Below are 20,071 nucleotides of genomic sequence, written 5' to 3' on the forward strand. Positions count from 1 at the left end.
CGGGAACGCGTCGAGCGCCCCACGGGTTCTGATCGGCGGGTTCCGTCCCCGCGCAGCCGCTGTGTGGCGATGGCGCCGGACAGCGTCGGCACCGGCAGCGACGAGAAGACGGTCCCAGGAGCCCAGTACCGGACCGGCCGTACCTGACGTCACCCATATACGGACAATACGTCCACTGCCGTCAGGCGACAGTGTGCCAATCTGACGAAGCTGGGGATTGCTCGTGCAAATCGTACAGATATGACTCCGGATCTCAGCTTGTTCTTCAACCTCACGAGCACCGCTCCGGACGTGCCGAACGGTGCCGTGACCTCACTTGACCTTGCCCCAACGGGAAGGGCGACAGTGTCCTGCATCAGCCACATGAGCGGGCGGTGTGTGCTCGCTGACCAGGCAGGACGAAGAGGGGGAGTTCGCGTGACCGCGACCTGCGTCATTCTCGACATCGGCGGCGTGCTGGAGATCACGCCGAAAACGGGATGGGGGCAACGCTGGGAAGAGCGGCTGGAGCTGCCGCCGGGCACTGTGGACGAGCGGATGCGCGACGTGTGGGGGGCTGGAAGCGTCGGGAGCATCAGCGAACGAGACGTGCACGAACAGGTGGCAGGCCGCCTGGGTCTGGACGCGCCCCAGGTCGAATCCTTCATGGCTGATCTGTGGACGGAATACCTGGGGACGCCGAACGAGGAACTCATCGCCCATGTGCGAGGGCTGCGGGGAAGCTGCAGGCTGGGCATCCTGAGCAACAGCTTCGTCGGTGCCCGGGAGCGGGAGTCGGCGCTGTACCACTTCGACGAACTCGTCGAGCAGATCGTCTACTCGCACGAGATCGGCATCGGCAAGCCTGACCTGCGAGCTTATGAGGCCGCATGCGCCAGCTTGGACGTGCGTCCAGAGAACTGTCTCTTCATCGACGATGTCGCAGTCAACATTGAAGCTGCCCAAGCGGCGGGCATGCAGGGGCATCTGTTCGAGGACAACGCCCGGACCATCACGCGCATCGCAGCTCATGTGGACGCCGGGCCCCTGGTCCCAGGGCGTGTCCCGCTCGGATGACGTCGGCCCGGCCGGCACTCAGCGGTTGTCGGCCAGGCATGGAAGCGGTTGATCATCCCGCTTCTGCGCGTTCGCCCCGGGCTCGCGTGCCGGCCAGGCGGTAGGAGTCGGTGCCGGTCTCGATGATCGTGCCGTTGAACTGGCAGCCTCGGTGCCCAGGGCGATGAGCATGTGGGACTTGCCGGTGCCGGAGTCGCCGATCAGGCGCTGCCTGTTCACCACCGCACCGCGCATCATGCGCTCATCCCCGAAGCTGTAGTGTCCGCGGTGATGAATGGCTCAGCAGGAGACCCTCAGCCGCCGTGGGATGCCGTGGCCGGGCTGGTGCGGGCGGCGCGGGCTGGTGACGCGTTGGCGATGGACGAGGTGCTGACCGTGGTGACGCCGTATGTGACTCGGCTGTGCCGGCCGATCGCCCTGTCTGATTGCGAGGACGCCGTCCAGGAGGCCCTCACCGCGGTCTTCGTCGGGATGCGGAGACTGCGCGATCCACAGGCCTTCTACGGATGGGTACGCACCGTAACCGTACGCGAGGCAGTGCGGGTGGCGCGGCGAACCGCCGTAGAGCGGGCTGTCGATCCCGACCAAGTCGCCCGCTTGAGCGGCCTCGTCAGCGTCGGTGAGGGCGAACTGTCGGCCCAAGTACGCGACGTGCTTGCGCGGATGCCTGTGCACCATCGCGCCGTGCTCGTCCTGCGCGAGCTTGAGGAGCTTGATGAGCGAACCGCGGCCGAGATGCTGGATGTCGCGCCGGGCACGGTCAAGTCGAGGCTGCACCGGGCCCGTTCAGCCTTCCGGAAGGCATGGCAACTATGAGCGTTGACGCCGTGACCCGGCTGCGGCTGATGGCCGCGGGCCTGCACACCACCCTGTACGCGGAGGAGCGGCTGGAGCTGCCGTACGACAAGGTGTGGGCGGCCGCCTCGGATCTGGCAGGCGAGCTGCCACACTTCCTGCCCCTGTTGCGTGAGTTCCGCGTCCCGCCCGGCGACGCCGACCGCAAGCGCGCCCTCGCGGTGGGCCCGCTGGGCTGCCGCAGCGCCTTCGAGGTGCGGCTGGCTCCCGGCTGGTGTCTGATGCAGTCGCGATTCGTCGTAGGGGGCATGGCCGCCGCACCGGAGGGCGACGGCACGCGCTTCGCCATGCTCGGCGCGGCGCGTCCCGCCGCCCTGCGGCCGATTCAGTGGGCGTACGCCTTCGAGGTCCGCCGCAGGCGGGCCTTCATCCGGAAGGTCGCACTGCGGGCGGCCTTGCGCCCCTAGCCGTTCAACGCTCCGTCGCGAACAGCTCCCTCATCGCCTCTGCGACCACGCGCGGACGCTCCCGAGGCAGAAAGTGGCCGACGCCCGGCACGATCCGCACGGTGAGATCGTCCGCGTGGCTCTCGCCCCCGGCCAGCATGGACGGCGGTATCACGTTGTCCCGCTCACCTCCGAGCATCACGGTCGGGACCGTCAGCCGCTGCGCGCGCCTCGTGCCGCGCAGCAGCGCCGGGAGCTCCCGGACCACGTACTGCCAGAACATGGCCTGCCCGGCATGTGCGCCGGCCTGGGCCGCGGCGCCGAACTCCGCGAGCTCGTCGGCCTGCCAGACCGACCGGTCGGCGACCTGGTGACGCAGCAGGAAGCGGGCGAAGGCCGGCCAGCGGCGCAGCACGGCGCGGCCGATCACGGGATACTCGATGAAGGCAGGTGTACCACTGCCGCCACACGTTCGGCAGGATGGCCCGCTGCCGGGCCCAGGGGTGCGCCATGTTGAGCGCCAGGTAACCGCTGAACCGCTCCGGTGCCCGCAGGCACAGCCGGAAACCGACGTGGGCACCCCAGTCGTGCCCGACCAGATGCACGCGATCAAGCCCGAGTACGTCCAGCAGCGCGAGCATGTCGTCTGCCAAGCCGTCGATGTCGTAGCCGCGCCGGGTCTGCTGCGACCAACCGAAGCCCCGCAGGTCAGGGCAGATCAGTCGTTGTCCGGTGGTCGACTGCACGGCGACCCGGTGCCAGGCGAACCAGTGCTGTGGGAAGCCGTGCAGCAGCAGGACCGGCGCCCCGGCCCCGTACTCGGCGATGTGCAGCCGGAAGCCGCGCACCTCCAGCCAGCTGTGCTTCGCGCCCTCAGCGTTCGGGAGTGGTCTGTCGACGGCGGTCGTCACCGACGTTGTGCTCGATGTCATGGGAAACACCTCTCACCTTCGGCGGGTCTCCGGAGGGCCCGCTTCGGCATGCCAGGAGGCGGGACGGAGCGAAAACGTTCCCCGCCAAGTGGGCCGGTCGTCGCAAGCGATCACGGCCGGTGTCGTTCGCCGGTCTCCTAAGCGCAGCGGAGGCGCGTCTTCAGGCGTCACACCGAGGCGGGAGCCGAGAATCCGGTCCGAGAACTCCTCGTCCAGCCCGTAGCACGTCCGGACGGTGACCCCTCCCGGTCGGTGTCGGGTCCCAACGGTTATCCTTGCTCACCGGCCGGGGCCTGCCGCCGCAGTCAGGGTGTCGAGCCCAGTTCCGATGCCGCACATCACCAGGCGATCTTGGAATGGATGCCTTCGCTCCATTGCTGCATCCCTATGGGCTCACCCTCTTCCAGGGCGCTTCGGGTCATGACGACTGGTGCGACCCGACGAGGGAACCGCGGAGGAGTCCGTCCCGCTTCTGGCCCCCGGCCCGTCGTCTTTGAAAGGTTCTCCTGCACCATGCCCTTGGCTCTGCTGGCCCTGGCGGTCGTCGCGTTCGGCATCGGCACGACCGAGTTCGCCACCATGGGGCTGCTGCCTCAGATCGCCGACGGAATCGGTGTGTCCGTACCGCACGCCGGCAACGTCGTGTCGGCGTACGCGCTCGGTGTCGTCGTCGGCGCTCCGCTGCTGACGGGCATATGCGCGCGTGTCCCGCACAAGCGGTTGCTGCTGCTCCTGACCGGGCTGTTCGTGATCGGCAACACGGCGTCGGCCGTCGCCCCGGGCTTCAGCACGCTTTTCGCCGCCCGTTTCCTTGCGGGCATGCCGCACGGCGCGCTCTTCGGCGTCGGCGCCGTCGTCGCCTCGCGGCTGGTCGCTGCGGACAGGGCGGCGCGCGCCGTCTCGAAGATGTTCCTCGGGCTCACCATCGCCAATATCGTCGGGGTTCCGGCCGCCACGGCCCTCGGCCAGCATCTGGGCTGGCGCTCCGCCTACGGCGCGGTCGCCGTCATCGGCCTCATCGCGCTGGCCGCGCTGGCCGCCTTCGTCCCGCACCAGCCGCGCGGGGAGCAGTCCGGCATCCGGCACGAGCTGCAAGCCATGGGCAACAAGCAGGTCGTCATCGGTCTGGCCACGGCCGTCGTGGGTTTCGGCGGCTTCTTCGCCGTGTACAGCTACCTCGTCCCGATGCTCACGCACCTGACCGGAATCTCCGACTCGTCGACGACCTGGGTGCTCGCCCTGTACGGCGTCGGTATGACGCTGGGCACCCTGATCGCCGGACCGCTCACAGACCGCGCACTGCGCCCGACGATGTACTGGGGGCTCATCCTGCTGGCCGCGGCCCTGGTGACGTTCTACTTCGCGGTACACGGCACCGTTCCCGCCCTGGTGACGATCACCTTCATCGGCGCGATGGGCTCCCTCATCACCACACCTGTCCAGATGTTGCTCATGGCCAAGGCCAAGAACGCCCCGACGATGGCGGCGGCCTCCAACCACTCGGCCTTCAACCTGGCCAACGCGGGTGGTGCCTGGCTCGGCGGCCTGGTCATCTCGGCCGGCTGGGGCTGGGCCGCGCCCAACCTGGTCGGCGCGGCGCTCGCCGTGGCAGGTCTGGCCCTCGCCTTCACGGGCGGTGTCATGGACCGGGGTCGGCGGCCCTCCGAAGTGATCACGCAGGCATCGCCGGTGGCCGCACAGGAGACACCGGTCCCCACCGCGGACTGACCGGGCGAACGGGACTCGGCGGCGTCTCCCGGCGGGGCGTCGCGTCCGGCAGGCGGGCGGGGCTGCTCGGACCGGCCGCGCCCCCGAGGCGACCGCGGTGTGGCGCTCCGGCGTAGCGGCGGTGCAGCCGGTCGTGCTCGCGGGCGGCGGCCGTTGCCATCGCCGCCCCTCCCGGCCCGTGGCACACCGTCGGCCGTGCCGGCACGGCCGTCTATTGGGTTGCGGATGGGTCTCGTGGCGCGGCAGTGTGCGCGCAGCCCTGGTTTCGCGGCGCCTGTAGCTCGGGAGGCAGTCTCGTGGTGGTCGTTCCCGCTCATCGTGTCGCACTTCTTGGGGGCGGCTGGGACGAGGATGGACTGCTCGACGACTGGCTGCTGAACCACGCGAGGGGCCTCCGGCCCAAGGTGTGCTTCGTTCCAACGGCCAGTGGGTGCAGGCCGATGAAACTCACGGTGTGACGGAGGAAGGTCTGTCGTGCCGGCTGCTCAAGGGAGCCACGTGACATGGCTGCTGACGTCACCGTCTCGATCCAGGACAGGGCTCTGCGACATGTCGCCGCCGCGTCCAAGGGAAAGCCGCTCCCTGCGGACCTACGGGTGACGATGCACTTTCATCCCGACCGAGCCGCGGGGAGCCGTCCCATCCTGGTCCAGATGGCTCACGACGGCGTCTACCGGTCACAGTTCGTCACAGGAACGAGTAACGGCGGGCTGACCGCGCGTCCAGGCGGAGACCGCTGGCGCTGGGAGAGCCGTATCTTCGCCGGCGCGTACGACGACGCCGCGCCTGACCAGCGTCCTGTCTACGGCGCGTTGAACCACCGCCGTGATCCGCACGGTGGTGCTCCCCGATTCGGCTCCTCCTTCTTCAGACTCAAGCCTGAAGCCCTCACGCGCGCCACATTCTGCTATCCGGACAGTTCCGCCGAGCCGTCTGCCTTCGGTGTCGCCGATCGATGTGCGCTTGTCGCGCTTGCCGAGGCAGCGGACACGGATCCCCTGGACGGTCACATCGAGGCACACATCCACGGGCCTGTTCGATTTGACGGTGACGTGGAGGCACTCGTGCTGGACCCCAGCTATCGCGGCACAGCGGTCGAATACGCGGCAGAACGCCTGCGGTGCCCCGTCGAGTGGCATCCCGGGTTTCGGCTGAGCGTGGCCGAACTGCGTCGGCGTCCGCACTATCGAGGCCAAGCGTATGTGGACCTGGGAGCCGAGATCGCTGCCCGCGGCTGGCTCACTCCCAGGGTCATAGGAGAAGCCGCCCACACAGGCCGGTACGCTCTGCAGGATCTCAAGAAGGTCTGGCACTGCCTGGCCCGGTTCGGGAAGCTCAGCGGCTCCTGAATGCCGTGCACACCAACAGCCCGCACTCACCCTCTCACCTGTGGAAGTCATCCGGAGACAGCGCATCCTGTGGATCTTGCGCTTCTTCTCCTTGTCTTCCTGCCGGTGTTGGATCGCTGCGATCACCGGCCAGGGCCACTCCGATGCCGCGGCTGAGCCGTGCCGTGTAGTTGTGCGTGAAGCTGCACAGGCAGGCCACGACGGTGCCCAGGACGATCTCCAGTGCGACGACCACGGTGGCAATGACCAGCGTCTGCGACAGCGACGGCCCCTCGCCCGGGGCCACGATGTACAGAACCATCGACGCGGTGAACACAGCACCGAGGACGCACACCCCCAAGCCCCCCAGCACGAGGAAGCTCATCAGCGTGACCGACCAGGGATTGGTCTCGGATATGCGTATGCGAGCGGACCAGCGTGGTGGAGCGTGGGGGACGGCCTGATCAGGGGCCGGCGCCGGCTGCGGCGACTCGAGTTCGGGTGCCGTTGGTCCGGGCGCCGTCGGTTCCGTCACGATGCGAGAGGCGATCCTCGGCGTCCGCTTAAGACTCACGCTGAGGGTCCTGCCGCGCTTGGTTGGGCTCATGTCCACTCCCTGGCTGCTCCCCACCTGCGACGTTATGTGCTGGGGTGCGGCCTCGCACCCCAGACGATGACGGTGAGTGAAGGGAAGCACGTCGACCGGTGAAGGCGTGTGCCGGCGCTCGTGGCCGCCGGGCCCCGTGCGCAGGCCGCCGCAGTTCGCCGCCGACCGGTCGCACGTCCGTACGACACAACATCACCCGTTCGGCCTTTACCTGCTCCGTCGCCAGATGCGGCGCCACGCGTTCGGGCGCGGTGCACGTGGCCAGCCCGCCGCCATGTACGCCCGTGATCGCGAGCATCGCTGGGGAGGCGTGCCGTGATCGTGATGGTGATATCCCTGCTCGCCCTGGTGGCATGGCTTCTCGTGATGTTCGGACTGTCCGCTCTGGAAGACCGCCGCCTGTTCCCGCCCCCACCACCCCTGCCAGAACAGGCGAACCCGGGCAGGTCGAATCAGGTGCCAGGCCGCCTGTCTGCTCCCGTTTCCAGGTCAGCTCTGCCGGCTAGTTGCCACGCCGTCCAGGAGCGCGCCGAGCACCGCCCTCTTCGCACTTCTGTACCTCCAGCCACGCGGTGCGGTGACCGCCTGACGGCGTCGGCGGCAAGACGCCACCAGTCCGGAACGTCACAACTACCGGTGTGTGGAAAGGGACAGCGGTGCTGTCGCCCGGAACTCGTCTTGCGTCTCAGCCCGCCGAGCGGTTGACCGCGGCACCCTGGCGCAGGGCGCGGGGGATCTCGGCGACCTCCTCGACGGTTGCGATCAGTGCCGCGATGAGCGCCTGTGGCGCGTCGCTGTTGACCTCGATGGCGTAGGAGATGCCGGTCGACTTCCAACTGGAGGTGTCGAAGCCGCCCTCCGCCCGCACCCGGACACCCCGCAGTTCCACCCCGTCGGCCTCGGCCTCGCGGTAGAGGTCGTTGAGCACGCACGCCGCCACCGCCAGGTTGAGCACGTGGCCACCTGTGAACGCCGATCGCACCCCGACGCCGCCGGGCGTCCACCGGTGCGGGAGCCGGACGTCGTCGCCGTCTTCCTTCAGAAACGACCCCGCGCTCGCCACCACCGCGAACCGCTCATCCATGACCTGCCTCCTGTGGCCGTTTCCCAGTCGCAGCCCAACCCGGATCCGTCCACGCATCATGGCGCAGATCGAAGTAATGAGGTGGGGACTTCAAATTCCCGGTGTCGGCGCCCCGACGCCGGTACGGCTCCCGCTGGTCTCTTCTTCGTCCCCGCGCCGGCTACTGTGACGCGGACGGCTACAAGAGCCCCGAGCAGACGCACACCTTCCTGCGTGAGTACATCGCCACACAGCCCCGCCCCCGTGCCAGCACGTGCGCCTTCGGTCTTCCGCGTAACCACGCCCCGACGGCGACTGGTTCTCCGACGCTCTGAGCGAGGACGACTCGGAGGGGGGACGCGCATCGCCGACGCCCCACCGCGTCGACCGGCGACGCCACGCCGGCGGACCCGGCCACGCCTCACGCGGGGGAGAGCGCGGGGCCGGGGCCCGCCGCCCGCTGCTGCTTGGTCGAGGCCATGCTGGTGGGCGAGTAGCTCGCGGCGTTTGGGTCGCAGTTCCTCTGGGGCGTCACTCACGATCGCGCCCGGCTCGCACTGGCACAGTACGCGTACCGGCCGCGAAGGGTCCCCGATGCCGTCCAGGTACTGGCGGAAGGGGGCATCTGAAGTGCGGATGATCCCGTGGACGGAAGTGCCATCTCCTATTCTCCTGGTCTGTTCGCGGCCCTGTCGCCCTCACGTTCGCGGCCCTCGCCGCGCCCCTGCTGGAAGGCGTCAGAGATGGTTTCCGCGGCGCCGGAGAGGGCCCCCTTGGTCTTGTCCTGGGTCCCGGACGGCGTGAGCCGGCCCGTGAGCTCGGTCAGTCCGGCGGGCTTGTGGGGCCCCGCTTCGAGGTCCATGCGGTTGCACGCCTCGGCGAAGCGAAGGTAGGTGTCAACGCTGGCGACCACGACCCGTACGTCGATCTTGAGAATCTCGATACCGACGAGCGAGACTCGCACGAACGCATCGATCACCAGCCCACGATCGAGAACGAGTTCCAGAACGTCGTAGAGGCCGCTGGAGCCGCCCCCGCCGCCTTGTTGTGTGGTCACAGTCATCGCGACCAGCCCCTTGCCGTCTGTCTCTGGGGGGTCCGTCGGCGGAGACGGCGGGGTACCGGCGCGTCGGCCTCGCTGTCCCTCGCTGCGACGAAGCTTCCGGATGCGAGTAGCCCCCACCACCTCCGACCAAACAGCAGTGCGAGATAGACGGGTGCCGGCACGCCGAGCCCTTGGGCCGGTGCACGGCTAATCCTCTGACGTGCGCGGGCATCGGAGTGGCCAGATGCCGGTGAGACACAGGTCCTACTGGCCAGTACTCGCCTGGTTCGGCGGCCCGGGAGTGCCCGGGTGCCCGAAGCGCAGCAGCTCGGTGGACTGGCTCGGTCAGTACGGCCGGGTCGTCTGGTCCAGGCGGACGACGACCATGGCGATGTCGTCGTTGGCGCCGCTGGTGAGGTTGAGGCGGGCGAGGAGGGCGTCGGCGAGGTGTTCCGCGCTGAACTCGGTGAAGGTGGCGAGTGTGTCGGTCAGGCGGTTGAGGCCGGCGTCGATGTCCTCGCCGCGGCGTTCGATCAGGCCGTCGGTGTAGAGGATGAGGGTGTCGCCGGGCGTGTAGGTCGCGGTGGCCTGGGGGCGGGGTACGTGTTCGGGGCGGGCGCCCAGCGGGGGATCGGTGGCTCGGTCGAGCAGCTCGCAGGTGCCGTCCGGGTGCAGCAGCACGGGAGGCGGGTGGCCGGCGCTGCTGTAGATGAGCAGGTGGCTGTGGCAGTCCACGAGGACCTCGACCGCGGTGGCGGCCAGTGCTCCCTCGACCGAGCGCGCATACAGCCCCAGGACCTCCAAAGCCTGGGCAGGGCCGTAGACGGCGCGGGTGGCGGCACTCAACGCACTGCGGAGCCTTCCCATGACGGTGGCGGCCATCAGCCCGTGGCCGACCACGTCGCCGACCGTGACAGTGAAGCGGTCCATGGGCAGGTCGACCGCGTCGTACCAGTCGCCGCACACGTTCAGTGATCCGGTCGCGGGCAGGTAGCGCACGGCGATGTCCGGGTGCCGGGCCAGGTCCGGGGAGTGGAGCATGGCCTCTTGCAGGGCGACGGCGACGCGCCGTTCACGGGCGTGGGCCTGCCGCAGTTCCTCGTTCAGCCGCTGCAGCTGCCTTGCCCGGGAGTACAGTTCGGCTTCCATGGCCGCTTCCCGGCCGGGGCTGACCGACGGCAGGTCCGCCGTGCGGCGGGCGCGGACGACTTCGGTCATGTCCTCGGACCGGTGGATGATCCAGGCGACCTCTCCGTCCGGGCCCAGAACGGGCACGTTGATCGCGGTCCACCACCGCTCCTTGAACGCCTCGGGGTTGCCGGCGATCGGGATGTCGTACTTCTGCAGCGCCATGTGATCCGTCTGGCGGCAGGACAGGACACGGTGCAGTGAGTCCTTCAGCGTCGCTACCCCGTCGGCTTCCGGGTCGGCGGGGTTGCTCGGGAAGGTGTCGAAGAGGTACCGCCCGATCAGCTCGCCACGGGTCCGCCCGGTCACCGCGCAGAAGGCCGCATTGGCGTCGGCGATCACCAGGTCCGTGCCAAGCACCAGGCACGGGCTCGGAAGGGCGGCGAACACCCCGGGGTAGTCGATCTTCGGTGTCACACGCATTCCCTGCCAATGGCTCGCTCCTAAATCTACGAAGGGTGCGGCTCCAGCGCTCGCCGAGCTCGCTGGTGGGCAGCGGGTGGCAGCTTCGTACGCTCGTCGCATCCACTGGCACGACCACCCAGACCTCCCCGGGCGCCACCGACGCCGGGGTGGCCGCGGCCGTCGACGCCGCCCACGCGGCCACCGCCTGGGGACGAAGCACCTCCGCGGCCGCGCGTGCCGCGGACCAGCAGCGGGGGTGGCGTCGGCCCCGGGCCGGCGGAGGGCGGTCACCCACGCTCGGGCCGCCTCTCGACGCCCCCGCGGCGCCGGATCTGCTGAGGTCAAGCCGAGCGGCCCGGGGTTGACAGTCCTTGCTTGCCTCAAGGGTCATCTCTGTCCCCGGGGGTACCCGAATCACCACGATGGTCCGTAACTTCCCGGTAGCGGGAGGCAGCGATGAGCGGCCCGGATGGTCCGCAGGAAGCCGTTGTCAGGGCTCTTGACACCCTCGCCGTGGGTGCTTACCTGGCGGACGAGCAGCGCCTGATCGTCGGCGTCAACACGTGTGGCGAGCAACTCCTGGCCCGCCCCGCTGCCGATCTGGTCGGCCGGGACGCCCACGACCTGTTGCACCGCAGCAGCCGCGGGGAGCCGATGCCGAGGGCCCAGTGCCGCATACGGGAGAGCATCCTCGGCGGGGGCGCCCAGCAGGGGGAGGACGAGTGGCTCGAGCGCGGCGACGGCACGCTGTTGCCGGTGGGATGGCTCGCCACTTCCTGTGACATCGGTGTCCGCTCGTCGGCCACGCTCGTTCTCTTCCACCCCACCGCGCGCCGAGGACGGCCCGTCCAGCGGTCCCCGAACGGCGAACGGCTCTCCGAACTGGAACGGCTCGCTCTGCTCGCCGAGACGACCACCTTGCTCACGTCGACGCTGGACATCCACGAGGGGCTGCGCCGCCTGATCAGCCTCGTGGTGCCTCGTATCGCCGACTGGGCGGTCATCGACCTGATCGGCGATCGTGACGAAGTCCGGCGCTCGCGGTCGCTCAGGCCGGGGGTGACACGGTGGTGTTTCGGGAGGATCTCCAGGGGCCCATGCCGCCGGTGCTGCAGGAGTCCCTGATGCCCCTGTCCCGCGCCCTGCGCGGAGTCGCGTCCTCTTTCGCCGGTCCCGAGACCTATCAGGGCCCGCCCGACTCCGGGATTGCCGTGGAGCAGCGGCGCCTGTTCGAGGTGACCGGTATGCACTCGGCCATCGTGGTGCCCCTGCGCAGCCTGCATGGGGTGATGGGTGCTCTCACCCTGGGCCGTGCCGACCAGCCCGAACGGTTCACCGTGATGGACACCGCCCTGCTGGAGGACATCGCCCGACGTGCCGGCCTCGCTCTGGAGAACGCCCGCCTCTACCAGCGCCAGCGCAAGGTCGCCGAGACCATGCAGCGCCATCTGCTGCCGAAGCTCCCGCGTTCACCCGGCCGCAGCATGACCGTCCGCTACCTTCCCGCGCCGGACGCCTCCCATGTCGGCGGCGACTGGTACGACGCGTTCAGCCTGACGGACGGCGCCACCGCCCTCGCTGTGGGGGACGTCGTCGGCCACGACCTGGAGGCCGCGGCCGGCATGGCTCAGCTGCGCAACATGCTTCGGGCGTACGCCGTGTCCCAGCAGAAGCCGCCGAGCAAGATCGTGGAGTGGCTCGACCAGGCGACGCTGGGCATCGCCGAGGTCTCCATGGCCACGCTCGTCTTCGCCCGCATGAGTGAGCACGCCGGCCGGTGCGAGCTGTCCTGGACCAACGCCGGTCATCCCCCTCCTCTGCTGGTCACCCGCGAGGGCGTGGCCCGCTATCTGACCGACGGCCACGGGATTCTCCTGGGCGTCACGCCCGAGCAGGTCCGCCCCGACGCGACGGTGGAACTGCCGCCCGGGGCAACCCTGCTCCTCTGTACCGACGGTCTGATCGAGTCCCCGGCCCGTAGTCTGGACGAGGGCATGGAGCGGCTGCGTCGGTACGCCGCGGCGCTGGCCCGCAACCCGTTGGAATCCTTCACCGACGACTTGTTGGCACGTGCGCGCCCGCCGGACAATGACGACGACGTGGCCCTGTTGGCCGTGCGGTACATGCCGGGCTGGTTTTCTTGACGCAGCCGCTCCCGCGAGAGAGCTCCGGCACGCTTCACCTGGCCCGCGCGGGCGGTTGCAAGCTGCGGCGACCGCGATCTGGGCGCGATACGTCGCCAAGGTGCCAGTGCATCGTCGTGGAGCGAGTGGGTCTCGGGGCAGCGCGATCGACTGACGCCACGCCACGGCACGGCACGGCACTCCACGCATACGAACCTGAGTCCCTCCGTCAGGCGGCGGCCGACACCATGGCCGCCGCCTGCAGCGTGAGAGCCCGTTCCACGACTCCCGTCGGCCGTGCCAGGGCATCGCGAACGGTCGCCCGTTGCGCCCATTGCCCACGCCGGCTCCCTCACACACCGCACCTCATGTGTCGCGGGGAGTGAGGAAGGGCTGTCGAGGACAGGGGCGCGGCATCCTGGAAGCAGAGTTACGACGTCAGGAGAGGAGGCGTGATGCGAACCAGCGACGAGATCTATCACCGGGTCCGCTGGGACCCGCGGTTCGACCCGGCCCGGTTCGTGCTGGGGATCAGCGAGCGCGGGGGCGCCTTCCAACGCATCCCCCTGACGTCCTTCGTACCCGGCGGCGACATCCCGTGGCACCGGGTGGTCTTCATCGAGGCGGACGGCTGGGTGGTCTGGGATCGAGCCACGGGCGTGGACAGCATCGACTCCTCGGGCGCAGGCCGGGTGCGGGACCACAACGGCTGACCCCGCTCGGCTCGCTGCTCGACGGAACTTCTCGTGGAGGCGTGGCGATTGCGCACCAGCCTGCCGGTGACGGCCGCAGACACGATGGTGTCCCCGTGCTGGTGGCTCTGCCCCCACTCGCAGGTCTGGGACGGGCGCTTCGGAATGCGTTCAAAGTGCAACGGTTCGATTTCTGTACACGCCAGGGGCTGACACAGGGGTCCTGCTGCGCGATAACGTGCGCGCTCGGCCTGATCATCGTACTGTCCGGGGACTGTTATGCCTGATCCTTCCATGCCGCCGGACGACCGGTCGGCTTCGCCCGTGACGCCCCGTGTGGCGACCGAGTCCCCGGCCGGGTCCTTGAGGCGGCGTCTGATGCTGTCGTCCGTGCTGCCGCCGGGTGTGGTCGCCGTGACCGGTGCGGCGGCCACCGTGCTGCTCCGCGATGGCCACGCGGACCAGGCGTACCAGGGCGCGGTGTTCGGCGGCGTGGTGCTCATCGGCACCATGGCGGCCGCGATCGCGGGCATCCGGGCTTCGGCGGAGGCACGAGCAGTCACCAAGCACTGGGCGGAACTGTCCCGCGCAGCCGACCGAAACCGTGCCGAGCTGGCCGAGCTGACCCGTGCCGTAGCCGATGGCAGGGCCGAACTGGAGTCGCTGTGCCGTCGGTTGCGGGCCGGGGAGCGGCCTGTGAGCCGCCGGCCGGAACTCCCGCCGCAGACCGGCCCGGACGAAGTCTCCCGCCTCGGATTCGAGATCGCTGTGGCCCGGCACGAGGCGGAGGCGGCCCTGCTGGAGACGGCCGCCTCCGCGATCGGTGCGGAACACCACTCCCGGCTGGAGCAGTTCGAGGTGTTCGCCAACCTGGCGCGCCGTCTGGAGTCCCTGGTGCACCGCGAGATCGGCCTGCTGGACAACCTGGAGAACGAGGTCGAGGACCCCGACCTGCTCAAGGGGCTGTTCCGGGTGGACCACCTGGCCACCCGGATCCGCCGCTACGCCGAGAACCTGGCCGTGCTCGGCGGCGCGAACACCCACCGCCAGTGGACCCGCCCCGTCAGCCTGACGGACGTGCTGCGTTCCGCCGTCGCCGAGATCGACCAGTACGCCCGGGTCAAGCTGGTCCCCCCCGTCGAGGGATCGGTCAGCGGCCACGCCGTGGTCGACGTCGTCCATCTGCTGGCCGAACTGCTGGAGAACGCGACGGTCTTCTCACCGCCCCAGACCACCGTGCACGTACGGGTGGAGCCCGTCGCCGCGGGGGTGGCGATCGAGGTCGAGGACCGGGGCCTGGGCATGTCCCCGGCCGAGCGCGGCCAGATGAACACCGTTTTGAGCGCACCCGACAAGGTTGCGCTCGGCGAACTGCTGCAGGACGGCAGGATCGGCCTGTACGTGGTCTCCGTCCTGGCTCAGCGGCACGACATCGCCGTGCAGTTGCTGAGCAACGTCTACGGCGGCACGCAGGCCGTCATGGTACTGCCCGAGGCACTGCTCGGCCCGCAGCCGGCAGCCCCCGCGCCGGCGCCCCACACCGTCCCGGCCCCTGACGCGGAGCCACACGACCGGACGGAGACCGAGGCGGTGGACCTCCGCGCTACGGAGACGACCGTCGTCACGGATCCGAGCGTGTCCGATACCGCACCCGAGCCCGCCCCGGTCCACTCCGACGGCGAGGACGACCGCCCGCGGCTGCCTCAGCGCCGCCGTCAGGACCACGAAGCCGAAGTGCCGCAGCCGGTCCGCGGCGCCGGTGCTGCCGAGGACATAGCACACGACCCCGGCCTGATGGCCGCATTCCAGACCGGACTACGCAGGGCCGAGGAAGCGGAGACGCCCTGATGGCCGAGGCCGCCCTGAACGCCCAAGGCCTGTGCAGCAAAACGTTTCTTTTGCCGAAGAGGAGTACATGATCGTGGCGAGCGAAGACCTTTCCTGGCTGTTGACGGGCCTGGTGAACCGGGTGCCGCACACCCGAAGCGCGTTGTTGCTGTCCTCGGACGGGCTGGTGAAGGCAGCGGAGGGGCTCGACAAGGACGCCGCGGACCAGTTGGCCGCGCTCGCCAGTGGGCTGTACTCGTTGGCGCGAAGCGCGGGCCGGCACTTCGACGACGGCGGTGACGTGCGACAGATCGTGACGGAGCTCAGCACCTCGCTGCTCTTCGTCTCGTCCGCCGGGCACGGCGCGGTGCTGGCGGTGCTGGCCGGACGCGATGCGGACGCGGCGGTACTGGGCTACGAGATGGGGATGATGGTGAAGAGCGTGCGTCCGCACCTGGCCACACCGCCCCGGCACCCGGTGGGGTGACCGATGACGCCGGTCCTCCCAGACGGACCGCAGCTCGACGAAGCGGCCGGGCGGCTGGTCCGTCCCTACACCGTGAGCGACGGCCGGACCAGGGCCACGTCCCACTTCACGCTGGTGACCACGGTGCGGGCCACCGGCGCCCAGACGCAGGGCGCTTTCGGCCTGGAGCACGCGCAGGTGCTGGCGCTGTGCGAACAGCCGGTGAGCGTTGCCGAGGTCGCGGCCCGGATGCAGGTGCCCGCCGCCGTGGTCAAGGTAGTGCTGTCCGATCTGGCCGAGGGAGGCGCGGTGGTCGCAGGTGATACGCGCCCGGCGCCCACGGGCGACTCCGCACGACCTGATCGAGACCTCCTGGAAGCGGTACGCGATGGCCTTCTCAAACGACTGTGATCCGCTGCCCGCCAAAGCCCTGCCGGTGGGCGTCAAGGTGCTGATCGCCGGCGGGTTCGGCGTGGGCAAGACCACCTTCGTCAACTCGCTCAGTGAGATCGAGCCGCTGAGCACCGAGGAGATGCTGACCGCCGTCAGCGCGGCCACGGACCGGCTGGACGGGGTGGAGAACAAGGCCACCACCACGGTGGCCCTGGACTTCGGCCGGATCACGCTCAGTGCGTCCCACGTCCTGTACCTGTTCGGCACTCCCGGGCAGGAGCGCTTCTGGTTCATGTGGGACGAACTCTCCGAGGGAGCGCTCGGGGCGGTGGTTCTCGCCGACACCCGCAGGCTGGAGCACTCCTTCGCGGCGGTGGACTTCTTCGAGCGCCGCGGCATCCCCTTCGTCGTCGCCGTCAACGAGTTCGACGGGGCCCACCGCTACGGCGGGGAGGAGGTGCGCACCGCGCTCGACCTCAGGCAGGAGGTGCCGGTGGTGCTGTGCGACGCCCGCGTCCAGAACTCGGGCATACGCGTACTGCTCGATCTGGTTCAGCATCTGATCACGACAAGGAGTTCCCATGGCAGCGACACCGACCAACCCACCGTCCGGGCCTGAGTCCGGGATCGCCCTGCGCCATCTGCTCCTCCCCCCGGAGGATCCACAGGTGCGTGCCCGATCCGAGCGGCTGCGCGAGCTGGGCATCGACGCTCGTCCGGATGCCGAACTCGACGCCTTCGCACGGGAGCTGGCACACCGCACCGGCGGCTGCTACGCCGGGGTCAACTTCTTCCTCGACGCCGACCACCAGTACTTCGCAGGGTTGTACAGCGCGGCGCAGGACACCACGGCTCACGTGGGGCCGCCGCTGCTGGAGGAGCCGGTGCCCGGCCGCGTCATGCCCCGCGACATCGACATGGGTATCTGCCCGCACGTGGTCAAGCGCCGCCGGGCGCTGGTGCTGGAGGACATCCGGGACTTCCCGCGGTTCGCCGGCAACCCGGTGGTCGACGCGATCGGCGTCCACTCCTATCTGGGCGCACCGCTGATAGACAGCACCGGCGTGGTGCTGGGCACGATCTGCGTGGTCGACCAGGATCCACAGCCGTGGGGGCGCGAAGGGCTGGAAACCATCAAAGCCATGGCTGCCGAACTGGTCGAGCGGCTGGAGGAGTCGGCGAACCGCCACAGCTGACCGGCACAGCCGGACGCGCACGCGGCCGCCCCGGAGCGGCGGTCCGGCTGGACGGCAAGATAGAGCTGATCGTTTCGGCCGAGGGCGCCCGCGGGTCCACCGAGTCGCGGGCCGACCTGCTGCGCGACTGCCGCCGACGAGGCATCCGCGACCCTCAATTGGCCATCGGCGTCGGTGCCATGGGCCTTCGCGCGGCGCTCCCCGACGGGCTCCGAGCAGCCAGACTGCACAGGTGCCGGCTTCACAAATCCCGCAACGTCGCAAACTGCCTGCCCAAGTCGGCCAACCCGGCGTGACAAAGGAGATGCACGAGGTCTCCGGCGACTGCTTCTCGCCCGCCGGAAGGTGGTTGCGGCCCGCCCGCACCCCTCGCACGCCAGATCGGGACCGGCTCGGCCGTCCCCACCCGTCCCGGGCGGCCGATGAGGGCCGCCCGGGACGTCGGGCTCAGGCGAGGTCGAACCGGTCGAGATTCATCACCTTGTTCCACGCCGCCACGAAGTCACGTACGAACTTCTCTCGCCCATCCTGGGACGCGTAGACCTCCGAGATGGCTCGGAGCTGGGCGTGCGCACCGAAGATCAGGTCGACGGCGGTGGCGGTCCACTTGACCTCGCCGGTGGCGCGATCCCGGCCTTCGAACACGTTCTCGTCCTCAGTGGACGCCTTCCACTCCGTGCCCATGTCGAGCAGGTTGACGAAGAAGTCGTTGGTCAGGATTCCGGGTCGGTGGGTGAGGACACCCTGGGGTGATCCCTTGAAGCCGGTGTCCAGGGCCCGCATGCCGCCGATCAGCGCCGTCATCTCGGGAGCGGTCAGCGTCAGCAGGTTGGCGCGGTCCAGCATGAGCGTCTCCGGCGACAGCTTCTCGCCCGACGGCAGGTAGTTGCGGAAGGCATCCGCCTTGGGCTCCAGCACGGCGAACGACGCCGCGTCGGTCTGCTCCTGCGAGGCGTCCGTGCGCCCCGGTGCGAACGGAACCGTTACGTCGCACCCGGCGTCCCTCGCGGCCTGCTCGACGGCCGCGCACCCGCCGAGGACGATCAGGTCGGCGAGGGAGACCCGCGTTCCACCCATGTCGGAGTGGTTGAAGTCCTGCTGCATCCGCTCGAGCGTGCGCAGTACCTCGGTCACCTCCGGGAGGTCGTTGAGCTCCCAGTCCTTCTGCGGCGCGAGCCGGATCCGTGCTCCGTTCGCCCCGCCGCGCTTGTCGGTGCCGCGGAAGCTCGCCGCCGACGCCCAGGCGGTGGTGACCAGCTGGGAGACGGAAAGGCCCGAGGACAGGATCCTGCTCTTCAAGGCGGCGATGTCCGCGTCCCCGACCAGTTCGTGCTCGACGTCGGGGACGGGGTCCTGCCACAGTTGCGGCTCGGGGATCCACGGGCCGAGGTAACGCGAGAGGGGTCCCATGTCGCGGTGCAGGAGTTTGTACCACGCCTTGGCGAACGCCACCGCGAGTTCGTCCGGGTTCTCGTGGAACCTCTTCGTGATCGGGCCGTAGACCGGGTCCACCTTCAGCGCGATGTCCGTCGTCAGCATCATGGGGGCGTGCCGCTTCGACGGATCATGGGCGTCGCGAACGGTGTTCCTCGCCGCGGGATCCGAGGGGGTCCACTGGTGGGCGCCGGCGGGGCTGCTCGTCAGCTCCCACTCGTACCCGTAGAGATTGTCCAGGTACCCGTTGTCCCACTTGGTCGGCTCGGTGGTCCATGCCCCCTCCAGACCACTGGTGAGCGCGTGGGGGCCCGTGCCGCTGCCGTAGGTGTTCCGCCAGCCGAGACCCTGCTGCTCGATGGGGGCCGCCTCGGGTTCCGGTCCGAGATAGCTCGGGTCGACCGCGCCATGACACTTGCCGAAAGTGTGGCCGCCGACGATGAGTGCGACTGTTTCCTCGTCATTCATCGCCATGCGCCCGAACGTCTCTCGAACGTCCCCGGCGGCAGCGATCGGGTCCGGGTTTCCGTTGGGCCCCTCCGGATTGACGTAGATCAGGCCCATCTGGACGGCGGCGAAGGGGCCCGTGAGTTCCCTGTCGCCGCTGTAGCGCTCATCTCCGAGCCACGTGTCCTCGGGCCCCCAGAAGATTTCCTCGGGCTCCCAGATGTCCTGTCGTCCGAAACCGAACCCGAACGTCTTGAACCCCATGGATTCCATGGCACAGTTTCCGGTGAAGACCAGGAGATCGGCCCATGAGATTTTCGGGCCGTACTTCTGTTTGACCGGCCAGAGCAGACGGCGCGCCTTGTCCAGGCTCGCGTTGTCCGGCCAGCTGTTGAGGGGGGCGAAGCGCTGTGCGCCGCTGCCGCCACCACCGCGGCCGTCCTCAATGCGGTACGTTCCTGCGGCATGCCAGCTCATTCGAATGAAGAGCGGCCCATAGTGACCGTAGTCGGCAGGCCACCAGTCCTGGGATGTCGTCATCACCTCGAAGACGTCACGCTTCAGAGCCTCGACGTCAAGGGCCGCGAACGCTTTCGCGTAGTCGAAGTCCTCGTCCATCGGATTGGATCGGGCCGAGTGCTGGTGAAGGACCTGAAGGTCCAGCTGATTCGGCCACCAGTCCCGGTTCGTCCTGGGCCGCTGCGTCGGCGTGGGCGTCGGTGAGGGGATTGCTGGATTCTCGCTTTCACTACCGGACATGCCCGTTCTTCTTCCTGTATGGGTGTTCCTTCTGCGGACTGCCGCGCTCGACGTCGTCGGCTGCGCTGGTGTCGAGCACGACGACCCGCGCAATCAGCGCGCCATGGTGCCCGTCGGCCGGAAATGTGTCGTACCGCGTCC

18 protein-coding genes and 5 pseudogenes are annotated in these 20,071 nt (G+C 69.3%); 14 read left to right on the plus strand and 9 right to left on the minus strand.

All coding sequences use genetic code 11. The annotated features are described in order from the left end of the window. The first annotated feature begins 417 nt into the window (after positions 1-417). On the plus strand, positions 418-1,056 hold the full coding sequence (locus tag ABZ478_RS22780) for an HAD family phosphatase (RefSeq protein ID WP_359552258.1): 639 nt from the start codon (positions 418-420) through the stop codon (positions 1,054-1,056). A 52-nt stretch (positions 1,057-1,108) separates the two neighbouring features. On the opposite strand, the pseudogene ABZ478_RS22785 reads toward ABZ478_RS22780, so the two are convergent. Further along, positions 1,109-1,195, minus strand: a pseudogene (locus ABZ478_RS22785) (AAA family ATPase); the annotation flags it as partial. A gap of 218 nt (positions 1,196-1,413) precedes the next feature. On the opposite strand from ABZ478_RS22785, the gene ABZ478_RS22790 reads away from it, so the two are divergent. Both ABZ478_RS22790 and ABZ478_RS22795 read left to right on the plus strand, forming a co-directional pair. Continuing rightward, positions 1,414-1,872, plus strand: coding sequence for a sigma-70 family RNA polymerase sigma factor (locus ABZ478_RS22790; RefSeq protein ID WP_359552260.1), 459 nt, complete (start codon positions 1,414-1,416; stop codon positions 1,870-1,872). Next, positions 1,869-2,318: a hypothetical protein gene (locus ABZ478_RS22795; RefSeq protein WP_359552262.1), complete on the plus strand. Its 450-nt coding sequence runs from the start codon at positions 1,869-1,871 to the stop codon at positions 2,316-2,318. Before ABZ478_RS22790 ends, ABZ478_RS22795 begins: the two co-directional genes overlap by 4 nt. A gap of 4 nt (positions 2,319-2,322) precedes the next feature. Here ABZ478_RS22795 and ABZ478_RS22800 read toward each other — a convergent pair whose 3' ends face one another. Further along, positions 2,323-2,499: a hypothetical protein gene (locus tag ABZ478_RS22800; protein WP_359552263.1), complete on the minus strand. Its 177-nt coding sequence runs from the start codon at positions 2,497-2,499 to the stop codon at positions 2,323-2,325. Then, a complete protein-coding gene (locus ABZ478_RS22805) occupies positions 2,483-3,229 on the minus strand; it encodes an alpha/beta fold hydrolase (RefSeq protein ID WP_359552264.1) in 747 nt (248 codons plus the stop codon). Before ABZ478_RS22805 ends, ABZ478_RS22800 begins: the two co-directional genes overlap by 17 nt. 513 nt (positions 3,230-3,742) lie before the next feature. Here ABZ478_RS22805 and ABZ478_RS22810 point away from each other — a divergent pair. The 3 genes and pseudogenes from ABZ478_RS22810 (at position 3,743) to ABZ478_RS22820 (ending at position 6,306) form a co-directional block, all read left to right on the plus strand. Next, positions 3,743-4,957: an MFS transporter gene (locus tag ABZ478_RS22810; protein WP_359552266.1), complete on the plus strand. Its 1,215-nt coding sequence runs from the start codon at positions 3,743-3,745 to the stop codon at positions 4,955-4,957. A 299-nt stretch (positions 4,958-5,256) separates the two neighbouring features. Then, a pseudogene (locus ABZ478_RS22815) lies at positions 5,257-5,388 on the plus strand (peptidase E); the annotation flags it as partial. A gap of 72 nt (positions 5,389-5,460) precedes the next feature. Continuing rightward, positions 5,461-6,306: a DUF3626 domain-containing protein gene (locus tag ABZ478_RS22820; protein WP_359552268.1), complete on the plus strand. Its 846-nt coding sequence runs from the start codon at positions 5,461-5,463 to the stop codon at positions 6,304-6,306. A 34-nt stretch (positions 6,307-6,340) separates the two neighbouring features. Here the strand turns inward: ABZ478_RS22820 and ABZ478_RS22825 are convergent, their stop codons facing one another. The 5 genes from ABZ478_RS22825 to ABZ478_RS22845 all read right to left on the minus strand — a co-directional run bounded on the left by ABZ478_RS22825 (position 6,341) and on the right by ABZ478_RS22845 (position 10,605). Then, complete coding sequence (locus ABZ478_RS22825) at positions 6,341-6,670, minus strand: hypothetical protein (RefSeq protein ID WP_359552270.1); 330 nt, start codon at positions 6,668-6,670, stop codon at positions 6,341-6,343. A 907-nt stretch (positions 6,671-7,577) separates the two neighbouring features. Next, on the minus strand, positions 7,578-7,976 hold the full coding sequence (locus ABZ478_RS22830) for an OsmC family protein (RefSeq protein WP_359552271.1): 399 nt from the start codon (positions 7,974-7,976) through the stop codon (positions 7,578-7,580). Between the two features lie 56 nt (positions 7,977-8,032). Further along, positions 8,033-8,623 (minus strand): GvpL/GvpF family gas vesicle protein, encoded by a 591-nt coding sequence (locus tag ABZ478_RS22835; protein WP_359552358.1) that lies wholly within the window; start codon positions 8,621-8,623, stop codon positions 8,033-8,035. Next, entirely contained in the window at positions 8,620-9,018 is a 399-nt protein-coding gene (gvpJ, locus tag ABZ478_RS22840; protein ID WP_359552273.1) for a gas vesicle protein GvpJ, read from the minus strand. The genes ABZ478_RS22835 and gvpJ overlap by 4 nt, the downstream gene beginning before the upstream one ends. Positions 9,019-9,345: 327 nt before the next feature. Continuing rightward, the gene (locus tag ABZ478_RS22845; protein WP_359552275.1) at positions 9,346-10,605 is read right to left on the minus strand and encodes a SpoIIE family protein phosphatase; all 1,260 of its coding nucleotides are present in this window, start codon (positions 10,603-10,605) and stop codon (positions 9,346-9,348) included. A 444-nt stretch (positions 10,606-11,049) separates the two neighbouring features. On the opposite strand from ABZ478_RS22845, the pseudogene ABZ478_RS22850 reads away from it, so the two are divergent. From ABZ478_RS22850 to ABZ478_RS22885, 8 genes and pseudogenes are all read left to right on the plus strand, one after another. Beyond that, positions 11,050-12,737: pseudogene (locus ABZ478_RS22850) on the plus strand (SpoIIE family protein phosphatase). Between the two features lie 434 nt (positions 12,738-13,171). Beyond that, positions 13,172-13,414: pseudogene (locus tag ABZ478_RS22855) on the plus strand (DUF504 domain-containing protein); the annotation flags it as partial. A gap of 318 nt (positions 13,415-13,732) precedes the next feature. After that, a complete protein-coding gene (locus ABZ478_RS22860; RefSeq protein WP_359552277.1) occupies positions 13,733-15,256 on the plus strand; it encodes an ATP-binding protein in 1,524 nt (507 codons plus the stop codon). A gap of 67 nt (positions 15,257-15,323) precedes the next feature. Continuing rightward, positions 15,324-15,722 (plus strand): roadblock/LC7 domain-containing protein, encoded by a 399-nt coding sequence (locus ABZ478_RS22865; RefSeq protein WP_020937545.1) that lies wholly within the window; start codon positions 15,324-15,326, stop codon positions 15,720-15,722. A 3-nt stretch (positions 15,723-15,725) separates the two neighbouring features. Next, positions 15,726-16,112 carry a DUF742 domain-containing protein gene (locus ABZ478_RS22870; RefSeq protein ID WP_359552278.1) on the plus strand — a complete coding sequence of 129 codons (387 nt, stop codon included), beginning with the start codon at positions 15,726-15,728 and terminating at the stop codon, positions 16,110-16,112. Further along, positions 16,090-16,713 (plus strand): ATP/GTP-binding protein, encoded by a 624-nt coding sequence (locus tag ABZ478_RS22875; protein ID WP_359552280.1) that lies wholly within the window; start codon positions 16,090-16,092, stop codon positions 16,711-16,713. The genes ABZ478_RS22870 and ABZ478_RS22875 overlap by 23 nt, the downstream gene beginning before the upstream one ends. Beyond that, positions 16,676-17,290: a GAF domain-containing protein gene (locus ABZ478_RS22880; protein WP_359552282.1), complete on the plus strand. Its 615-nt coding sequence runs from the start codon at positions 16,676-16,678 to the stop codon at positions 17,288-17,290. Before ABZ478_RS22875 ends, ABZ478_RS22880 begins: the two co-directional genes overlap by 38 nt. A gap of 41 nt (positions 17,291-17,331) precedes the next feature. Further along, a pseudogene (locus tag ABZ478_RS22885) lies at positions 17,332-17,580 on the plus strand (transposase); the annotation flags it as partial. A 157-nt stretch (positions 17,581-17,737) separates the two neighbouring features. Here ABZ478_RS22885 and katG read toward each other — a convergent pair. Next, complete coding sequence (gene katG / locus ABZ478_RS22890) at positions 17,738-19,930, minus strand: catalase/peroxidase HPI (RefSeq protein ID WP_359552284.1); 2,193 nt, start codon at positions 19,928-19,930, stop codon at positions 17,738-17,740. Between the last annotated feature and the right edge of the window lie 141 nt (positions 19,931-20,071).

The organism is Streptomyces sp. NPDC005706, assembly GCF_040631045.1.
In the GTDB taxonomy this organism is placed as follows: domain Bacteria; phylum Actinomycetota; class Actinomycetes; order Streptomycetales; family Streptomycetaceae; genus Streptomyces.

Coding starts and splice junctions, on each gene's coding strand:
- ABZ478_RS22790 (WP_359552260.1), top strand. CDS start 1,414: ATGGACGAGGTGCTGACCGTGGTGACGCCGTATGTGACTCGGCTGTGC.
- ABZ478_RS22795 (WP_359552262.1), top strand. CDS start 1,869: ATGAGCGTTGACGCCGTGACCCGGCTGCGGCTGATGGCCGCGGGCCTG.
- ABZ478_RS22805 (WP_359552264.1), bottom strand. CDS start 3,229: ATGACATCGAGCACAACGTCGGTGACGACCGCCGTCGACAGACCACTC.
- ABZ478_RS22810 (WP_359552266.1), top strand. CDS start 3,743: ATGCCCTTGGCTCTGCTGGCCCTGGCGGTCGTCGCGTTCGGCATCGGC.
- ABZ478_RS22820 (WP_359552268.1), top strand. CDS start 5,461: ATGGCTGCTGACGTCACCGTCTCGATCCAGGACAGGGCTCTGCGACAT.
- ABZ478_RS22825 (WP_359552270.1), bottom strand. CDS start 6,670: ATGAGCTTCCTCGTGCTGGGGGGCTTGGGGGTGTGCGTCCTCGGTGCT.
- ABZ478_RS22830 (WP_359552271.1), bottom strand. CDS start 7,976: ATGGATGAGCGGTTCGCGGTGGTGGCGAGCGCGGGGTCGTTTCTGAAG.
- gvpJ (WP_359552273.1), bottom strand. CDS start 9,018: ATGACTGTGACCACACAACAAGGCGGCGGGGGCGGCTCCAGCGGCCTC.
- ABZ478_RS22865 (WP_020937545.1), top strand. CDS start 15,324: ATGATCGTGGCGAGCGAAGACCTTTCCTGGCTGTTGACGGGCCTGGTG.
- ABZ478_RS22870 (WP_359552278.1), top strand. CDS start 15,726: ATGACGCCGGTCCTCCCAGACGGACCGCAGCTCGACGAAGCGGCCGGG.
- ABZ478_RS22875 (WP_359552280.1), top strand. CDS start 16,090: ATGGCCTTCTCAAACGACTGTGATCCGCTGCCCGCCAAAGCCCTGCCG.
- ABZ478_RS22880 (WP_359552282.1), top strand. CDS start 16,676: ATGGCAGCGACACCGACCAACCCACCGTCCGGGCCTGAGTCCGGGATC.
- katG (WP_359552284.1), bottom strand. CDS start 19,930: ATGTCCGGTAGTGAAAGCGAGAATCCAGCAATCCCCTCACCGACGCCC.